Annotated in this window: 14 protein-coding genes; 6 read left to right on the top strand and 8 right to left on the bottom strand. The window is 71.6% G+C overall.

The features are described 5' to 3' along the window. Window positions 1-103 precede the first annotated feature (103 nt). From pta to pyk, 3 genes are all read left to right on the top strand, one after another. Window positions 104-2200, top strand: a complete 2097-nt coding sequence (pta, locus tag AB0411_RS25540; RefSeq protein ID WP_366419603.1) for a phosphate acetyltransferase — start codon at window positions 104-106, stop codon at window positions 2198-2200. A gap of 41 nt (window positions 2201-2241) precedes the next feature. Next, window positions 2242-3453: an acetate kinase gene (locus tag AB0411_RS25535; RefSeq protein ID WP_366419602.1), complete on the top strand. Its 1212-nt coding sequence runs from the start codon at window positions 2242-2244 to the stop codon at window positions 3451-3453. 61 nt (window positions 3454-3514) lie between these two features. Beyond that, window positions 3515-4942, top strand: a complete 1428-nt coding sequence (gene pyk, locus AB0411_RS25530) for a pyruvate kinase (RefSeq protein WP_366419601.1) — start codon at window positions 3515-3517, stop codon at window positions 4940-4942. 109 nt (window positions 4943-5051) lie between these two features. Here the strand turns inward: pyk and AB0411_RS25525 are convergent, their stop codons facing one another. The 4 genes from AB0411_RS25525 to AB0411_RS25510 all read right to left on the bottom strand — a co-directional run bounded on the left by AB0411_RS25525 (window position 5052) and on the right by AB0411_RS25510 (window position 9231). Next, window positions 5052-6341, bottom strand: coding sequence for a hypothetical protein (locus AB0411_RS25525; protein WP_366419600.1), 1290 nt, complete (start codon window positions 6339-6341; stop codon window positions 5052-5054). Continuing rightward, a complete protein-coding gene (locus tag AB0411_RS25520) occupies window positions 6331-6897 on the bottom strand; it encodes a DUF6114 domain-containing protein (protein WP_366419599.1) in 567 nt (188 codons plus the stop codon). The genes AB0411_RS25525 and AB0411_RS25520 overlap by 11 nt, the downstream gene beginning before the upstream one ends. 130 nt (window positions 6898-7027) lie before the next feature. Beyond that, on the bottom strand, window positions 7028-7645 hold the full coding sequence (locus AB0411_RS25515; RefSeq protein ID WP_086716891.1) for a DUF6230 family protein: 618 nt from the start codon (window positions 7643-7645) through the stop codon (window positions 7028-7030). A 611-nt stretch (window positions 7646-8256) separates the two neighbouring features. Continuing rightward, a complete protein-coding gene (locus AB0411_RS25510; RefSeq protein WP_366419598.1) occupies window positions 8257-9231 on the bottom strand; it encodes a tetratricopeptide repeat protein in 975 nt (324 codons plus the stop codon). 401 nt (window positions 9232-9632) lie between these two features. Between AB0411_RS25510 and AB0411_RS25505 the strand changes: the two genes are divergently transcribed. Next, window positions 9633-10277 carry a TetR/AcrR family transcriptional regulator gene (locus AB0411_RS25505; protein WP_366419597.1) on the top strand — a complete coding sequence of 215 codons (645 nt, stop codon included), beginning with the start codon at window positions 9633-9635 and terminating at the stop codon, window positions 10275-10277. 80 nt (window positions 10278-10357) lie between these two features. Here AB0411_RS25505 and AB0411_RS25500 read toward each other — a convergent pair whose 3' ends face one another. Beyond that, window positions 10358-11362 carry an SDR family NAD(P)-dependent oxidoreductase gene (locus AB0411_RS25500; protein ID WP_366419596.1) on the bottom strand — a complete coding sequence of 335 codons (1005 nt, stop codon included), beginning with the start codon at window positions 11360-11362 and terminating at the stop codon, window positions 10358-10360. Continuing rightward, on the bottom strand, window positions 11359-12522 hold the full coding sequence (locus AB0411_RS25495; protein WP_366419595.1) for a UDP-N-acetylglucosamine--N-acetylmuramyl-(pentapeptide) pyrophosphoryl-undecaprenol N-acetylglucosamine transferase: 1164 nt from the start codon (window positions 12520-12522) through the stop codon (window positions 11359-11361). Before AB0411_RS25495 ends, AB0411_RS25500 begins: the two co-directional genes overlap by 4 nt. 57 nt (window positions 12523-12579) lie before the next feature. Between AB0411_RS25495 and AB0411_RS25490 the strand changes: the two genes are divergently transcribed. Both AB0411_RS25490 and AB0411_RS25485 read left to right on the top strand, forming a co-directional pair. Continuing rightward, on the top strand, window positions 12580-13302 hold the full coding sequence (locus tag AB0411_RS25490) for a response regulator transcription factor (protein ID WP_366419594.1): 723 nt from the start codon (window positions 12580-12582) through the stop codon (window positions 13300-13302). Then, entirely contained in the window at window positions 13299-14702 is a 1404-nt protein-coding gene (locus AB0411_RS25485; RefSeq protein ID WP_366419593.1) for a sensor histidine kinase, read from the top strand. The genes AB0411_RS25490 and AB0411_RS25485 overlap by 4 nt, the downstream gene beginning before the upstream one ends. Before the next feature lie 11 nt (window positions 14703-14713). Here AB0411_RS25485 and AB0411_RS25480 read toward each other — a convergent pair whose 3' ends face one another. Both AB0411_RS25480 and AB0411_RS25475 read right to left on the bottom strand, forming a co-directional pair. Continuing rightward, entirely contained in the window at window positions 14714-15079 is a 366-nt protein-coding gene (locus tag AB0411_RS25480; RefSeq protein WP_366419592.1) for a hypothetical protein, read from the bottom strand. Between the two features lie 35 nt (window positions 15080-15114). After that, entirely contained in the window at window positions 15115-16293 is a 1179-nt protein-coding gene (locus AB0411_RS25475) for a hypothetical protein (protein WP_366419591.1), read from the bottom strand. Between the last annotated feature and the right edge of the window lie 22 nt (window positions 16294-16315).

Here is a 16315-nt window from a genome sequence, read left to right as displayed (position 1 = left end):
GGAGGAGCGACTTAGCTACACACGCAGGTATTGTCAAGAGGGGCAAGCCAACAATAACGGCTTAATTTGACCTTGTGGCCATCGAGTGGATCGGAGAGCACGCGTGACGCGCAGCGTGTACGTGACCGGGATCGATCGCGGCGACGGCCGCCAGGTCGTCGAGCTGGGGGTCATGGAGCTGCTGACCCGCCATGTCGACCGGGTGGGGGTCTTCCGGCCGCTGATCCACGACGACGGACCCGACCGGCTCTTCGAGCTGCTGCGGTCCCGCTACCGTCTCACCCAGTCCCCCGAGACCGTGTACGGCCTGCGCTACGAGGAGGCCGCCGCCCTCCAGGCGGAACGCGGCACCGACGAGCTGGTCTCCCGGCTCGTCGACCGCTTTCACGCCGTGGCCAGGGACTACGAGTACGTCCTGGTGCTCGGCTCGGACTACGCGGCCACCAGCCTCCCGGCCGAGCTGAACCTCAACGCCCGGCTCGCCAACGAGTTCGGCGCCGCCGTGCTGGCCGTCGTCGGCGGCCAGGGGCAGGAGGCCGAGTCCGTACGCGCCGAGGCCCGCAACGCCTACACCGCCTACCACTCGCTGGGCTGCGACGTCGTCGCCATGATCGTCAACCGGGTCGCCCCCGAGCACCGCGAGGCGGTCGTCGACCGGCTCTCCGCCCGGCTCCCCGTGCCCTGCTACGCGCTCCCCGAGGACGGCTCGCTCTCCGCGCCGACCGTCGGCCAGATCGTGCACGCCCTCGGCGCCGAGGTGCTGCTCGGCGACGACTCGGGGCTCGCCAGGGACGCCAGGGACTTCGTCTTCGGCGGCGCCATGCTGCCGACCTTCCTCAAGGCGCTGACCCCCGGCGCGCTCGTGGTGACCCCCGGCGACCGGGCGGACCTGGTCATCGGCTCGCTCGCCGCGCACAGCGCCGGCGCCCCGCCGATCGCCGGGGTGCTGCTCACCCTCGACGAGCGGCCCGGCCCCGACATCATGGCGCTGGCCGCCCGGCTCGCCCCCGGCACCCCGGTCGTCTCCGTACCCGGCGGCTCCTTCCCGACCGCGGCCGAGCTGTTCGCGATCGAGGGCAAGCTGAACGCCGCCTCGCCGCGCAAGGCGGAGACCGCGCTCGGCCTCTTCGAGCGGCACGTGGACACCGTGGAGCTGACCAACCGCATCTCCGTCGCCCGCTCCGGCCGGGTCACGCCGATGATGTTCGAGCACGAGCTGATCGAGCGCTCCCGCTCCGGCCGCCGCCGGGTCGTCCTCCCCGAGGGGGACGAGGAGCGGGTGCTGCGGGCCGCCGACGTGCTGCTGCGCCGCGACGTCTGCGATCTGACGCTGCTGGGCGCGGAGGAGCCGATCCGCAAGCGCGCCGCCGACCTGGCCATCGACCTGACCGGCGCCCAGATCATCGACCCGCAGACCTCCGAGCTGCGCGAGCGGTTCGCCGAGCGCTACGCCGCGCTGCGCGCCCACAAGGGCGTCAGCATCGAGCTGGCCTTCGACGTGGTCGCGGACGTCTCCTACTTCGGCACCCTGATGGTCCAGGAGGGCCTGGCCGACGGCATGGTCTCCGGCGCGGTGCACTCCACCGCCGCCACCATCCGGCCCGCCTTCGAGATCATCAAGACCAAGCCGGGCGCCCAGATCGTGTCCTCGGTGTTCTTCATGTGCCTGGCCGACCGCGTCCTGGTCTACGGCGACTGCGCGGTCAACCCGGACCCGGACGCCGAACAGCTGGCGGACATCGCCATCCAGTCGGCCGCCACCGCCGCCCAGTTCGGCGTCGAGCCGCGGATCGCGATGCTGTCGTACTCCACCGGCACCTCCGGGTCCGGCGCGGACGTCGACAAGGTCCGCAAGGCCACCGAGATCGTCCGCGAGCTGCGCCCCGACCTGCTGGTCGAGGGCCCGATCCAGTACGACGCGGCGGTGGACGCGGCGGTCGCGCAGACCAAGCTGCCCGACTCCGACGTGGCCGGCAAGGCCACCGTGCTGATCTTCCCCGACCTCAACACCGGCAACAACACCTACAAGGCCGTGCAGCGCTCGGCCGGTGCGGTCGCCGTCGGCCCGGTCCTGCAGGGGCTGCGCAAGCCGGTCAACGACCTCTCGCGCGGCGCCCTGGTCCAGGACATCGTCAACACCGTGGCCATCACCGCCATCCAGGCGCAGGGCGCCCGCCCCGGCGCCGGCCACACCGCCTGACCCGGCCGCCCTCCCGTCCCCGCACCCACCGGAAAGCCTTCATGACTGCCACTGCCACCCGCGTCCTCGTCCTCAACTCCGGCTCCTCCTCGCTGAAGTACCAGCTGCTCGACATGACCGACGGCGCCCGGCTCGCCGTCGGCCTGGTCGAGCGGATCGGCGAGGAGACCTCGCGCCTGGCCCACACCCCGCTGGCCACCGGGGGCGACAAGCGCGAGACCGAAGGCCCGATAGCCGACCACGAGGCCGCACTGAAGGCCGTCGGCGCCGAGCTGGCCGCCGACGGACTCGGCCTCGACTCCCCCGAGCTGGCCGCGATCGGGCACCGGGTGGTGCACGGCGGCCTGAAGTTCACCGAGCCGACCGTGATCGACGACGCGGTGCTCCAGGAGATCGAGCGGCTGGTGCCGGTCGCCCCGCTGCACAACCCGGCCAACCTCACCGGCATCCGCACCGCGCAGGCGCTGCGCCCCGACCTGCCGCAGGTCGCGGTCTTCGACACCGCCTTCCACACCACGATGCCGGAGCACGCGGCCCGCTACGCCATCGACGTGGCCACCGCCGACGCCCACCGCATCCGCCGCTACGGCTTCCACGGCACCTCGCACGCCTACGTCTCGCGCCGGACCGCCGAGCTGCTCGGCAAGGACCCCTCCGAGGTCAATGTGATCGTGCTCCACCTGGGCAACGGCGCCTCCGCCTCGGCGGTCGCCGGCGGCCGCTGCGTGGACACCTCGATGGGCCTGACGCCGCTGGAGGGCCTGGTCATGGGCACCCGCTCCGGCGACATCGACCCGGCGGTCACCTTCCACCTCAAGCGGGTGGCGGGGATGTCGGAGGACGAGGTCGACGTGCTGCTCAACAAGAAGAGCGGGCTGATCGGGCTGTGCGGCGACAACGACATGCGGGAGATCCGGCGCCGGATCGACGAGGGCGACGAGCGCGCCCGGCTCGCCTTCGACATCTACATCCACCGGCTGAAGAAGTACATCGGCGCCTACAGCGCGGTGCTCGGCCGGGTCGACGCGGTGGCGTTCACCGCGGGCGTCGGGGAGAACGCCGCCCCGGTGCGCGAGGCGGCCGTCGCGGGCCTGGAGGAGATGGGCCTGGCCGTGGACGCCTCGCTCAACGCCGTACGGTCCGACGAACCGCGGCTGATCTCGCCCGAATACGCCCGGGTCGCGGTCGCCGTGGTGCCGACCGACGAGGAACTGGAGATCGCCCAGCAGACATATGCCCTGGTCAGCGCCTAACACTCGGTGTTTCCGCCTACCGAAATATTCCGCAGCTAAACAAACCGATAGGATTCTGCCCATGCGCCGTTCCAAAATCGTCTGCACCCTGGGCCCCGCCGTCGACTCCTACGACCAGCTGAAGACGCTGATCGAGGCCGGCATGAATGTGGCCCGTTTCAACATGAGCCACGGGACCCAGCCGGAGCACGAGGAGCGGTACCACCGCCTCCGCAAGGCCAGCGAGGAGACCGGCCGCGCGGTCGGCGTCCTGGCCGACCTCCAGGGCCCCAAGATCCGTCTGGAGACCTTCGCCGACGGCCCGGTGGAGCTGGTGCGCGGCGACGAGTTCGTCATCACCACCGAGGACGTCGCCGGCGACCGCACCATCTGCGGCACGACGTACAAGGGCCTGCCCGGCGACGTGTCCAAGGGCGACCCGGTCCTGATCAACGACGGCAATGTCGCGCTCCAGGTCGTCGAGATCGACGGCCCGCGGGTGCGCACCATCGTCATCGAGGGCGGGGTCATCTCCGACCACAAGGGCATCAACCTGCCCGGCGCCGCGGTGAACGTGCCCGCGCTGTCCGAGAAGGACATCGAGGACCTCAAGTTCGCCCTGAAGATGGGCTGCGACATGGTCGCGCTGTCCTTCGTGCGGGACGCCAAGGACGTCCAGGACGTGCACCGCGTCATGGACGAGGTGGGCCGCCGGGTCCCGGTCATCGCCAAGGTCGAGAAGCCGCAGGCGGTCGCCAACATGCAGGAGGTCGTGATGGCCTTCGACGCCGTCATGGTCGCCCGCGGCGACCTGGCGGTGGAGTACCCGCTGGAGAAGGTCCCGATGGTGCAGAAGCGCCTGGTGGAGCTGTGCCGCAGGAACGCCAAGCCGGTGATCGTCGCGACCCAGATGATGGAGTCCATGATCACCAACTCCCGGCCGACCCGCGCCGAGGCGTCCGATGTCGCCAACGCCATCCTCGACGGCGCCGACGCGGTCATGCTCTCCGCCGAGTCGTCCGTCGGCGCCTACCCGATCGAGACCGTCAAGACGATGTCGAAGATCGTCGAGGCGGCCGAGGAGGAGCTGCTCTCCAAGGGCCTGCAGCCGCTGGTGCCCGGCAAGAAGCCGCGTACGCAGGGCGGTTCGGTGGCCCGCGCGGCGTGCGAGATGGCGGACTTCCTGGACGGCAAGGCGCTGATCGCCTTCACCAAGTCCGGTGACACCGCCCGCCGGCTCTCCCGCTACCGCGCGGCCCAGCCGATCCTGGCCTTCACCACCGAGGCGTCCACCCGCAACCAGCTCACCCTGAGCTGGGGCGTCGACGCCTTCGTCGTGCCGCACGTCGACAACACCGACGCCATGGTCGACCTGGTCGACGCCGAGCTGCTCAAGCTCAAGCGCTACAGCGAGGGCGACACCATGCTGATCACCGCCGGTTCGCCCCCCGGCGTCCCCGGCACCACCAACATGGTCCGGGTGCACCACCTCGGCGGCGAGCGCTCCTGACGCCTCCGGCACGCGAAACGGCGGTGGGCCGCCCCCGTAAGGGGACGGCCCACCGCCGTTTTCTGCGGCTCCCGGAAGGGTCGGTGATCCCCGGCCCGCGCCGGTGATCTCAGTCCGTGATCGACTGGTGCAGACCCGGGATGTGGAGGTTGCCGCCGAACTGGCCCGCCTGGTCGATCTTCACCTTGGTGAAGTAGGCGAACGGGACGTTGATCGGCGGCGGGTGCTCGGGGTCGAAGACGATCGGGATCAGACCGAAGAGGTTGCCCTGCAGCCGCTCGGTGTACATCGTCACCTTGCCGCCGCGGATCGTGGACGTCGAGCCCCCCGCTCCCTGGACGTGGTACTTCTTCCCGGACGTCGGGTCGTCGACGATCTGGTGCAGATCGCCGATGTCGACGCTGTCGGCGGTGAACTTCAGGGCCTGCTTGGTGTGGCCGTTCTGCGTCCGGACATTGACGACGCCCTCGTAGTTCAGGCCGCGCAGGGTGAGCGCGCTGGACTCCAGGTGCCAGGGGTCGTCCGGCAAGGTGGCGGGGGTCTGCTCGTCCTCGCCCTTCTGCTTGTTCTCCACGACGCAGGGGAAGGACTTCTTGCCGCTGGCGTCCTTGCCGTCCAGGCCGCCGCCGGGCAGGGCGTTGTCCGCCGCGCCCACCGCGCCGTGGACGGTGTCGTTGACCGTCTTCGACCCGTCCTTGACGGCGTCCCCGGCCTTGCCGGCGCCGTCCTTGAGACCGTCGACCGTGTCCTTGACCGGCTTGGTGACCTTGTCGGCGACGGAGCCGGAGTCCTTGGACGCGGACGGCGAGGGGGTCGGCGCGTCCGATGCGGAGGCCGAGGGGCTCGGCGCGTCCGACGGCTCACCGGCATCGTCGGACTTGTCGCCGCCGAGGAGACCGCCGAGCGCGTCACCGATGCCGCCCAGCAGACCGCCGTCGTCCTTCTTCTCCTCGGAGGCCGACGGCGACGGGGTCGCGGAGCCCGAGGGCTCGTCGGTCTTCGCGGAGCCGGACGGCGCGGGCTCGGGCGTCTTGCCGGCGTCCTTGCCCGCCGAGGGCGAGGCGGAGGGCGTGCCGGACGGCTTGGTGTCGTCCTTGCCCTGGGCGCCGTCCTTGCTGTCCGACGCACCGTCCTTGGACTTGGTGTCCTTGTCCACCTTGTCCGGGGCGGTGACGCACGGGCCGTCCTTGAAGGGGCTCTTGGGCGCCGGCTTGGCGATCGCCATCTGGGGCGTGAGCCCCATGCCCATGAGCACGGCGGACGGCATGGCGGCAATGGCTATCGCCTTGCCCGCCGGCACGTGGAGCCGAGTCAGCAGCGGCTTCCTCGGAGCCGCGTGCCTCGGCCCGGTTCTCGCCCCGGCAGCTGCGCTCTCCTCGTGCAGCTCGTCACCCGGCACGGTGCCTCCCGTTCGTTCCGTTGGTCGGGCTCGTTCCTGACAGATCGTCCAGTCCATTGCCCGACCCGGGACCGTCGGCCGGCGCGGGGTGCGTGGCGACCACCGGTCCGGCGACTGTCTTGGGGGCCGGCTGCTCGGCGTCGTCCGCGCTCCGGTCGGCCTTGCCCGGCGCCCAGGAGACTCCCAGCGCACCGCCGATCAGCCCCAGGAGGAAGCCGATCAGGAAGGCGCCGAAGTTCGAGACGACGAGGGAGACCAGGGAGAGCAGAATCGCCGCCACACCCGCGAAGACGCGCGAAGCGGGCTGGAACCACATGGTCAGACCGAGCACGACCAGCAGTACGCCGATGATCAGCGAGCCGGCGCCGGCGGTGGTCGCCATGCGGACGGTCAGGGAACCGATCGTGAGATTCGCGTAAGGGATGTACATGATCGGGATGCCGGCCAGCAGAGTCAGCATGCCGCCCCAGAACGGGCGGTGTCCGCGCCACTCCCGGAACGAAAGCCGCTTGCGGCCGATGGTCTCGATCAGCCGTGGTCGCGTGTCGGCGCTCATGTCGTACAGCTCCTCGGGACTGGCAAATCGGTGGTTCTGTGCTGGGTGTCCTACTGGGCGCTACCCGGCGTACGGGCACGGGGAACGGCTCATGCCGCACAGCTCGCCCCGCGCCCGCACGCTCAGTGCGTCAGTAGCACTCGCTCTTGCCCTTGGCGACGCTCATCTTCAGGCCGCTGAGCTTGAACGTGCCGGCCGTCGTGGCCCATGCCTGCTGCCTGACGTGGGTCAGCGTGGCCGACTCGGCCTGCTGGGCGAACGAGCCCGGGTCGGCCTTGTCGCCCTTGTGCATGCCAGGGCCCTTGGTCGTCGAGCCCGCAGCAACACCGATGTCGATGTTGTTGAAGGTCGCGTCCGCGGACAGCTGGTCCAGGTCGATGTAGAGGTTCTTCGCCTCGACGGGCGTGTCACCGCCACCGGCCGACAGCTTCATCGACACATCGCCGAAGACCGGCACCGGCACGACTACCGACTGGCACAGGTTCTTGATCTTGGCGTTCGAGAACCCCGAGACCGCCACCGGGACCTGCTTGCCGCCCTTCTGGGCGTCAATGGCTCCGTACTGCACAAACCCGGTGCCGTCCAGCCGGTCGGTAGCGACCTTGAACTGCTGGCCGGACACGCTGAACGACGCCGCGAGCGCACCCTGCGAGAGGGCAACGCCGATCGCGGCCGTAGCCGCGACGCTCGGCACCATGACGACGGCGAACCGCTTCCATCTGGTCCCGCCACGAGCCAGGGACTCCATGACTTTCCTCCTTCTCGGACGTACATCTCCGGTACGGGCCGCCTCAGTTGGGACAGCCGTACCTGGGATGGGAGAAGTGCTACGTCCTCGGGAAGGAGAGCGCCTGTCTCGGAGGCACATCGTGTTCCGAACACCGGCGATCACCCCCGAGCGACAACCACTGGCCACGCTCTCGCGCAACCTCACTGGACAGGCCCTGCCGGGTGGGGCAGAGACCCCCCTGTCCACGCCGGCGGCACCTGCCGCCGACCACTCGGTGGGGACCCAAGTACCCCGCGGCACCAACCGGATGCCGGGCTGCGGGAATGGACCGAGCGTGGCCGATCGTGGTCCATTCGGGGCCGCCGCACAAGGGGCTCGTTACTTGCGGGTAACGGCCTGATAAACACGCCACGACCCACCGAAACCAACCGGACACACTCGGTCGCCACTAACGGTGAGGGGACATTGGGCAATTGCGGACACAGCGCCACAAGGGGGCCGCTCAGACTTACTTGAAGTAACAGCGGCCACGTTTACCAAGTTTTGGTAAAACGTGGCCGCTCTGTCGTTTGTTCGGGCAACGCGCGGTGGTCGTACTGGTCAGAAGCGGGCGACTGCGAAGACAGCGGTCAGAACAGCACCCGGGCCAGCGCGGTACGCGCCGCCGTCACCCGCGGATCCTCCGCGCCGATGACCTCGAACAGCTCCAACAGCCGCAGCCGCGCGGCCTCCCGGTCGTCACCCGCCGACCGCTTCACCACGTCGACCAGCCGGCCGAACGCGTCCTCGACGTGCCCGCCGACCAGATCGAGGTCCGCGGCACGGATCTGGACCCGGACGTCGGCCGGGTTGTCCGCGGCCTCCTTGCGCACCGCCTGCGGGTCGAGATCCTGCACCCGGCGCAGGAGTTCGGCCTGCGCCAGACCGAGCTTGGCCTCCGGGTTGGCCGGGTCGTCGTTGAGCACGTTCTTGTACGCCTGGACGGCACCGCCCAGATCGCCGGAGTCCAGCGCCTGGTTCGCGGCCTCCAGCAGCGCGTCGTAGGGACCGGCCGGCGCCGGGGCCTCGGCCTCCTGCTCCGCCTCGCCCGCGTCCTGCGGGTCGAGCGGCGCTCCCACGATGCCGAACTGCTGCTCGGCGGCCTGCACCAGCTGGTCGAGCACCTGACGGATCTGCGACTCCGGGGCCGCGCCCTGGAACAGCGGGATCGGCTGCCCCGCGACGACCGCGAAGACCGCCGGGATGCCCTGCACCCCGAACTGCTGGAACAGCATCTGGTTGGCGTCGACGTCGATCTTGGCCAGCACGAACTTGCCGGCGTACTCCCCCGCGAGGCGCTCCAGCAGCGGACCCAGCTGCTTGCACGGCTCGCACCACTCGGCCCAGAAGTCGATGACGACCGGGACCTCGGTCGAGCGCTGCAGGACGTCCTGCTGGAACCCCGCCTCGTCGACGTCGAACACCAGGCGGGCACCGCTCGCGGGCGCCCGGCCGGTACGGGCGGCTTCGGCACGCGCCTGCTCCGCCTTCTGCTTCGCTTCCCCCGCCGCCTTCACCGCTGCGAGGTCGACGACTCCACTCATGGACATATTGCGTGGCTGCATGGGTCCATCCTCCCCCCTGGGCGGTCCGTTCCGAAAAGCGATCCGGAAAGCGCTTCGGTCGGCGACGTGATCGGTCGTGCGGCGGTGCTGCGGATTGCCGGTCCGGTGCCGGGCGCCGGGCCGTGTACCGGGCATCGCACCCCGTCCGTACGCCCCGCCGGAATGCCGGCGTACGTCCGGGAAGCTGCCCGTGGTGGTCCCGAGGAGGACCGGTGTGCGGTCCGGGAGAGGACCGTCGTGCGCGGCCCCGGGTCCCCACCCGCGGCCTGTGGCTGTCGCTCTTACGCTACGACCCGTAGCGTAACTCGCCGTCGCCCCCGGACCACAACCGGTTCCGGCCCCATGGGGAGTGATCTGCCTCACGGGAGGCACCGCCCGTACTGCCCGGTATGGTCGCCCGCATGCACCACTCCGCCAGCCCCCGGAAAGGCCGCACGGGCCGCCCGCGCAGCGCCGAGACCGATCTCGCGATCCTGCACGCGACCCGTGCCGCACTCGTCGATCTGGGCTGGGGGCGGCTCACCATGAGCGAGGTGGCGGCCCGGGCCGGTGTCGCCAAGACGACGCTCTACCGCCGCTGGGCCAACAAGAACGAGCTCGTCGTGGACGCCGTGGCGGTCCTCTTCGACGAGCTCGAACTCCCCGACCGGGGCTCGTTGCAGTCCGACATCGAGGGCGTGGTGCTGCAGTTCGGAGCGCTGCTGGCCCGGCCGGAGACCAAGACGGCGCTGATGGCCGTGGTCGCCGAGTCCACCACCGACGAGGCGCTGCGCGAACGCATCCGCTCGGCGATCGTCGACCGCCAAAAGCGGCTGGTCCTGCTCGGACGCGCGCGCGCCCAGACCCGCGGCGAGCTGCCGCCGGACTCCCCCGGCGAGGAGGGCGAGCAGGCCGCCACCCGCAACATGGACCTGATCTTCGACGTGATCGCCGGGGCGATCGTGCACCGCACCCTGGTCAGCGGCGAGCCCGTGGACGCCGCGTGGGGCCGCGACTTCACGGCCCTGTTCCTCACCGGGCTCTCCGGCCTGGGCGACGAGGGCTGAGCCCGGGAGACGGGCGCACCGGGCCCGGGTGAGGGGGCCGGCCGCGGCGCGGCACCGAAATGCCCCGCCGCGGCGACGGATCAGACCTGGTAGCGGTCCGCGGCGAACAGGCGGAGGTTCTGCGCCACCCACTGCGAGGTCCGCCGCAGCCCCTGCTCCAGCGAGACCTCCGGCTCCCACGAAGCCCATTCGCGCGCCCGGGAGTTGTCCGACAGCAGCCGCTCGACCTCGCTGCCCGCGGGCCGCAGCCGCGCGGTGTCCACCACCACCTCGGCGTCCCGGCCGGAGGCCGCTATCAGCGCCTCGGCGAGCGCCCCGATGGCGATCTCCCGCCCGCTGCCGAGGTTGACGACCTCGCCCAGTGCCCGGTCGCAGTCGGCCAGCGCCAGGAACCCGGCCGCGGTGTCCGTGACGTAGGTGAAGTCGCGGGTCGGGGTGAGCGAGCCCAGCTTGATCTGCCGGGCGCCGGAGTGGAGTTGGGCCAGGATCGTGGGGATCACGGCGCGCGCGGACTGCCGGGGTCCGTAGGTGTTGAACGGCCGCACCACCGTCACCGGCAGCTCGAAGGCGTGCCGGTGCGACAGCGCCATCATGTCCGCGCCGATCTTCGAGGCGGAGTACGGCGACTGCGGCTGCAGCGGGTGGTCCTCGCCGATCGGCGCGGTCAGCGCGGTCCCGTAGACCTCACTGGTGGACGTGTGCACCAGGCGCCGCACCGCGTGCCGGCGGCAGGCCTCCGCGACGTTCTCCGTGCCCACGACGTTCGTCTGCACATACGCGCCCGGCGCGTCGTAGCTGTACGGAATCCCGATCAGCGCGGCCAGATGGAAGACCGTGTCGCAGCCCGCGACGGCGTCCATCACCCGGCCCGCGTCGCGGACGTCCCCCGCGACCATCTCGACCTCGGCGCCCGGCCCGAGATGGCGCGCCAGATTTCCCTTTTCGGCGTACGGCTTGTAATGGACGAACGCGCGCACCTCGGCGCCGGCCGCCACCAGCATGTCGACCAGGGTCGAGCCGATGAACCCCTCGGCCCCGGTGACCAGGACCCGGCGGCCCGTCCACGCTTGCGTGCTGCTGCTCATGCTGACTCCTTCATCGTGAGGTGGTGGCCGACGGACGGGTGGCCGGCCAGCGCCAGCACCTTGTCGGCCAGCAGGCCGGCGGCCCGCGCATGGGTTCCCGGGTCGGCCGCCGCGGCCATCGCGGCGAGCCGGTCGGGGTCGTCGAGAAGCGGGGTGACCAGGGCGTCCAGCCGCTCGGCCGAGGCCTGCGGATCGGGCAGCAGCAGCGCCGCCCCGGCGTCGGAGAGCACCCGCGCGTTATGGGTCTGGTGATCGCCCGGCGCGTGCGGATACGGCACCAGCACGGCCGGCATCCCGATGGTGGCCAGCTCGGCGACGGTCGCCGAACCGGCCCGGCACACCACCAGATCGGCGGCGGCGTACGCCAGGTCCATCCGGTCCAGGTACGGCACGGCCTCGGCGACCGCGTCCCCGCCGTTCGCCGCCAGCAGGGCCTTCGTCTCCTCCAGGGCCGCGGGCCCGGTCTTGATCAGCAGCCGCAGGTCGGTGCGCGACCGGTGGCGGCCGGCCAGGCCCACGGCCGCCTCGGTCAGCCGGGCCGCCCCCAGGCTCCCGCCGTTGACCAGCAGCAGCCGCGCCCCGTCCGGCACCCCCAGGGCCCGGCGGGCGGCCGGCCGCAGCCCCGCCCGGTCCAGCTCGGCCAGCGGGCCCACCAGCGGCATCCCCACCGTCTCCGCCCGCTCCCCGCCCGCCAGGTGCGCGCGGCTGCGGTCGAAGGCGAGGGCGATGTGCGGGGTGAGCCGGGCCGCGAACTTGTTGGCCCGGCCCGGCACCGCGTTGGACTCATGGACCAGGCTCGGCAGCCCGGCCAGTCGTGCCCCGACGATCACCGGGGCGCTCGGATAGCCGCCCATACCGACCGCGACCTGGGCTTTTTGCTCCTTGAGGATCGTCCGGCACTGGGCACCCGAGCGCAGCAGCGCGGCCGGCAGCAGATAGCGTCGGGCGCCGAGCGAGGGGTCGAAGGGGATCATGTCGACGGTGTGCAGCCGGTACCCGGCCCGGGGGATCAGCCGTGTCTCCAGGCCGCGTTCGGTCCCGACGAAGGAGATCACCGCATCGGGCACCGCCCGGCGGAGCGCGTCGGCGAGAGCGAGGCCGGGATAGATGTGTCCGCCGGTGCCGCCCGCACCGATCACGACAGAGAGTGGTGTGCGCATGGCCGCCACGCTCGCGATACGCCCTAAGAAGCTTCTAAGAGAGGTGTTTGGCAGCCTATGTCCATGCCGCCCACGCCCGGGAACACCCCAGCCCCCAAGATCCTCGTCGTCGACGACGAACCGGAGGTACGCGCCGCCGTGGAGGACGGCCTCGCCGTGGAGGGCTACACGGTACGGGGCGCCGCCGACGGCCTGGCCGCCCTCTCGGAGGTCGCCGGCTGGCAGCCGGACGCCCTCGTCCTGGACGTGATGATGCCCGTCCTGGACGGCCTGGCCGTCTGCCGCCGGCTGCGCGCCCTGGACGACCGCACCCCGATCCTCGTCCTGACCGCACTGGACTCGGTCAGCGAACGGGTGGACGGGCTCGACGCCGGCGCCGACGACTACCTCGTCAAACCGTTCGCCCTGGACGAGTTGGTGGCCCGGGTGCGGGCCCTGCTGCGCCGGGCCTCGACCACGACCGCCGAGGACACCCGGCTCTCCTTCGGCGACCTGGTCGTCGACCCCGTGACCCGCACCGGCCACCGGGCGGGCCGGCCGCTGGAGTTCAGCCGCACCGAGTGGGCGTTGCTGGAACTGCTGCTGCTGCACCCCGGCCAGGTGCTGCCGCGCGAGATGATCCTGGAGCGCGTCTGGGGCCGCGACTTCGGCCCCGACTCCAACTCCCTGGCCGTCTACGTCGGTTACCTGCGCCGCAAACTGGAAGCCGGCGGCGAGCCCCGGCTCGTCCACACCGTGCACGGGGTGGGGTACCGCCTGGACCACGCGGAGGGCGCATGACCGGCACCCGCGGCCTGGGGGCCCGCTGGCGCCGCCGCCGGCCGCTCCGCGCCCGGCTGGCACTGGCGGCCTCCGCCGCGGTGGCACTGGTGGCGATCGGCGTCTGCGCGGCCGCGTTCGTCCTCATCGACTACCAGATGACCCGCCAGCTCGACCGCAACCTGGCCCTGACGTCCACCGAGATCATGCGCGAGCGCCGGGACTGGGGCCCGACGCCGAGCGACACCCTCTGCCAGTACCCGGCCTCGTCCTGCTTCCAGATCGTGCCCGCCGACCCCGCCAAGGATCCGCGCAAGCCCTATGGGCTGCCCGTCTCCGACGCCACCCGGCAGGTCGCGGCCGGCCGGCGCGCGGCGTTCTACACCGAGCTGACCGTCGCCGGGCAGCCGGTGCGGATGTTCACCTCGCGCGTGACCGGCAAGGACGAGGCGGTGCAGGTCGCCCTGCGCTCCGACTCCGTCGACCGGAGCGTGGAGCAGGCCGCCTGGGCGCTGTCCGTGGTCGGCGGCGCCGGCGTCCTGCTGGCCGCCGCGCTCGGCTACTGGGTGTCCCGCACGGGCCTGGCCCCGGTCGCCCGGCTCACCGCCACCGCGGAACGCATCGCCGCCACCCGCGACGCCCGGCACCGCATCGACCTCCCCCCGGGCCCCCTCGCCCGGGAGGACGAGATCACCCGGCTGGCCACCAGCTTCAACACCATGCTCGGCGAGCTCGAACAGTCCGTCACCGCACAGCGCCGCCTGGTCGCCGACGCCTCCCACGAACTGCGCACCCCGCTGACCGCGCTGCGCACCAACGCCGAACTCCTGGCCCGCGCCGACCGCCTGACCGACGCCCAGCGCGACCGCGCCTCGGCCGCGCTGGGCCGCCAGCTGCGCGAGGTCACCACCCTCGTCAACGACCTGATCGAGCTGGCCCGCGACGAGGAGCCGCAGCCCCTGGTGGAGCAGGTGCGCCCGGCCGCCCTCCTGGAGCACGCGGTGGGCGCGGCCCGCGAGCACTGGCCGGAGCTCGCCTTCACCACCGCCGTCGACCCGTCCGCGGCCGACCGCACCCTCCCCGGAGTGCCGGCCCGCCTGTCCCGGCTGCTGTCCAACCTCCTCGACAACGCCGCGAAGTTCTCCCCGCCGGGCGGCCCCGTGGAGACCGAACTGACCCTCGTCGACGGCGTGTTGGACCTGACGGTCCGCGACCACGGCCCCGGCATCGCCGAGGACGACCTCCCCCATGTCTTCGACCGCTTCTACCGCGCCGAGGCGGCCCGCGCCCTGCCCGGCTCCGGCCTGGGCCTGGCCATGGCGCGACAGATCGCCCGCGCCCACGGCGCCGAACTCACCGCCGAGCGGGCCCCGGGCGGCGGCGCACTGTTCCGGCTGCGGCTGCCGGCCGCGGCGGCGTAACGGGGACGCCGTCACACTTCACGAGGCCGGTACGTGGCGCCGACCCCCTCGGCCTCCGCTTCCTCAGCCTTCTCCTCGACCTTCGCGCGGACCGCCTGCCGGTCCTGCGGCGACATCGAACGCCAGCTCTCCCGCATCCCCGAAATGCCGTCGGTGAGGGCCCGGAACCCTGACGGGTCGTCGAGGGCGTCCCTGAGCTCCAGGCGGCCGCCGAGCATCTTGCGGGCCACGTCCTGGAGTTCGGAGGGCGCGTCGGCGTTGTCGCGCACGGCGCGCAGGGCGGAGGTGAGGTGCTCGTTCTGCTCCTCGGAGAGGTCCCTCTCGTCGATGGGGTATTCGCGGTCGCCGGGGTTGGTGAAGGCGTTGTTGCCGGTCATGGGGCAGGGCTCCTGTCGGACGGTACGGGTCTGCGTCAGCCGAAGGCGTTGCGGACGCGTGCGGCCTCGTCCTGGCCGCCGTCGTTGTCGGTGTTGGTGTTGCTCTCGGCGCGGGACCTGGCAGCTGGGCCCCCGGACGCGGCGGACGACGAGTTCGAGCCGTCGGAGCCGCCGCCGGAGGAGGACGAGCCGCCGGAACTGCCTTCGGAGGAGCCGCCGGAGCCGCTGCTGGACGAGCCTTGGGACCCGTCCCCGGACGAGCTGTCGGACCCGCCTTCGGACGAAGACGAGGACGACGAGGAACCGGAACCGCCCTCGGAGCCGTCGCCGCCCTCCGACGACGTGCCGTCACCCGAGGCGGCCGGCTCCGGGTCCTTGTAGGTGGCGCCGTAAACGGTCTTGGCGACCTTGGCGGCCTTCTGCTCCCCCTCGTAGGCCTGCGTGAGGCCCCCGCCGACATCGCCCGTCGCCATCTTGCCGAGCCCCTGGCCGACCTCGCCCACGCCCTTGGCGCCGTCGACGACCTCTACCCCCTTGTCGACAAAGGGCTTGGTCACGGCCTCACCCGCAGCCCCGAAGTCGAACCCCTTCTGCGCCCCGAAGTGGCCCTTGATCCCCTGCGTGGCAAGGTTCCCGGCGAGCTTCTTGCCGGCGTCGATGCCGAGTTCCTTGGCCAGATCGATCGCGATCTCCCTGCCCGACCGCTTCACCTTCTGGGCGACGGCATCCTTGATGGCCTGGATGATCTGGTCCTTCGCCTTGCTGATGATCTGGCGGACCATGACCCTGGTCGTCGCCGTGGCGGCGGCCGCCCCGGCCTCGGAGGCCCCCAGTGTGACCGGCGCGGCAGCCTGGGCCGCCGCGAACTCGAAGGCCAGCGCGATGAGCTGGGCGATCACCGCGAGCTTCATCACCATGATGATCGCGGCCACGATCTGGAGCACGATGGCGAGCGCCTCGGCGGCCTCGGCGGACTCATCGAGAAAACCGCCTCCGGAGAACTTCTTCCATTTATTCTCGAATGCCTCGATCGCCTCACCGGAGTTGGCGCCGCGCACCGCTTGGGTAGCCCCCTCTCCCTGCCGCTGGGCCGCACGCACAGAGACAGCGAAACCGCTCCAGGCCTCGGCCGCGTCGCGCATCTTGTCCTCGTCGATATTGGGCCATTGGAAGCCCAGTAGATCGAGGACCCAGTCGACCTCGACAGGAAGCATGATGGTGGCCACTATGACTCAC

Source organism: Streptomyces angustmyceticus (assembly GCF_040701845.1).
Classification (GTDB): Bacteria; Actinomycetota; Actinomycetes; order Streptomycetales; family Streptomycetaceae; genus Streptomyces; species Streptomyces angustmyceticus_A.
The sequence above is the reverse complement of the archived record's forward strand: the minus strand, read 5'-3'. Positions and strand labels throughout refer to the sequence as shown.

Bases quoted from the DNA above. Each gene is read 5' to 3' on its own strand.
- AB0411_RS25480 (WP_366419592.1), bottom strand. From the start codon at position 15,079: ATGACCGGCAACAACGCCTTCACCAACCCCGGCGACCGCGAATACCCC.
- AB0411_RS25500 (WP_366419596.1), bottom strand. From the start codon at position 11,362: ATGAGCAGCAGCACGCAAGCGTGGACGGGCCGCCGGGTCCTGGTCACC.
- AB0411_RS25510 (WP_366419598.1), bottom strand. From the start codon at position 9,231: ATGCAGCCACGCAATATGTCCATGAGTGGAGTCGTCGACCTCGCAGCG.
- AB0411_RS25520 (WP_366419599.1), bottom strand. From the start codon at position 6,897: ATGAGCGCCGACACGCGACCACGGCTGATCGAGACCATCGGCCGCAAG.
- AB0411_RS25515 (WP_086716891.1), bottom strand. From the start codon at position 7,645: ATGGAGTCCCTGGCTCGTGGCGGGACCAGATGGAAGCGGTTCGCCGTC.
- AB0411_RS25535 (WP_366419602.1), top strand. From the start codon at position 2,242: ATGACTGCCACTGCCACCCGCGTCCTCGTCCTCAACTCCGGCTCCTCC.
- AB0411_RS25485 (WP_366419593.1), top strand. From the start codon at position 13,299: ATGACCGGCACCCGCGGCCTGGGGGCCCGCTGGCGCCGCCGCCGGCCG.
- AB0411_RS25475 (WP_366419591.1), bottom strand. From the start codon at position 16,293: ATGCTTCCTGTCGAGGTCGACTGGGTCCTCGATCTACTGGGCTTCCAA.
- AB0411_RS25495 (WP_366419595.1), bottom strand. From the start codon at position 12,522: ATGCGCACACCACTCTCTGTCGTGATCGGTGCGGGCGGCACCGGCGGA.
- pyk (WP_366419601.1), top strand. From the start codon at position 3,515: ATGCGCCGTTCCAAAATCGTCTGCACCCTGGGCCCCGCCGTCGACTCC.
- AB0411_RS25505 (WP_366419597.1), top strand. From the start codon at position 9,633: ATGCACCACTCCGCCAGCCCCCGGAAAGGCCGCACGGGCCGCCCGCGC.
- AB0411_RS25490 (WP_366419594.1), top strand. From the start codon at position 12,580: ATGTCCATGCCGCCCACGCCCGGGAACACCCCAGCCCCCAAGATCCTC.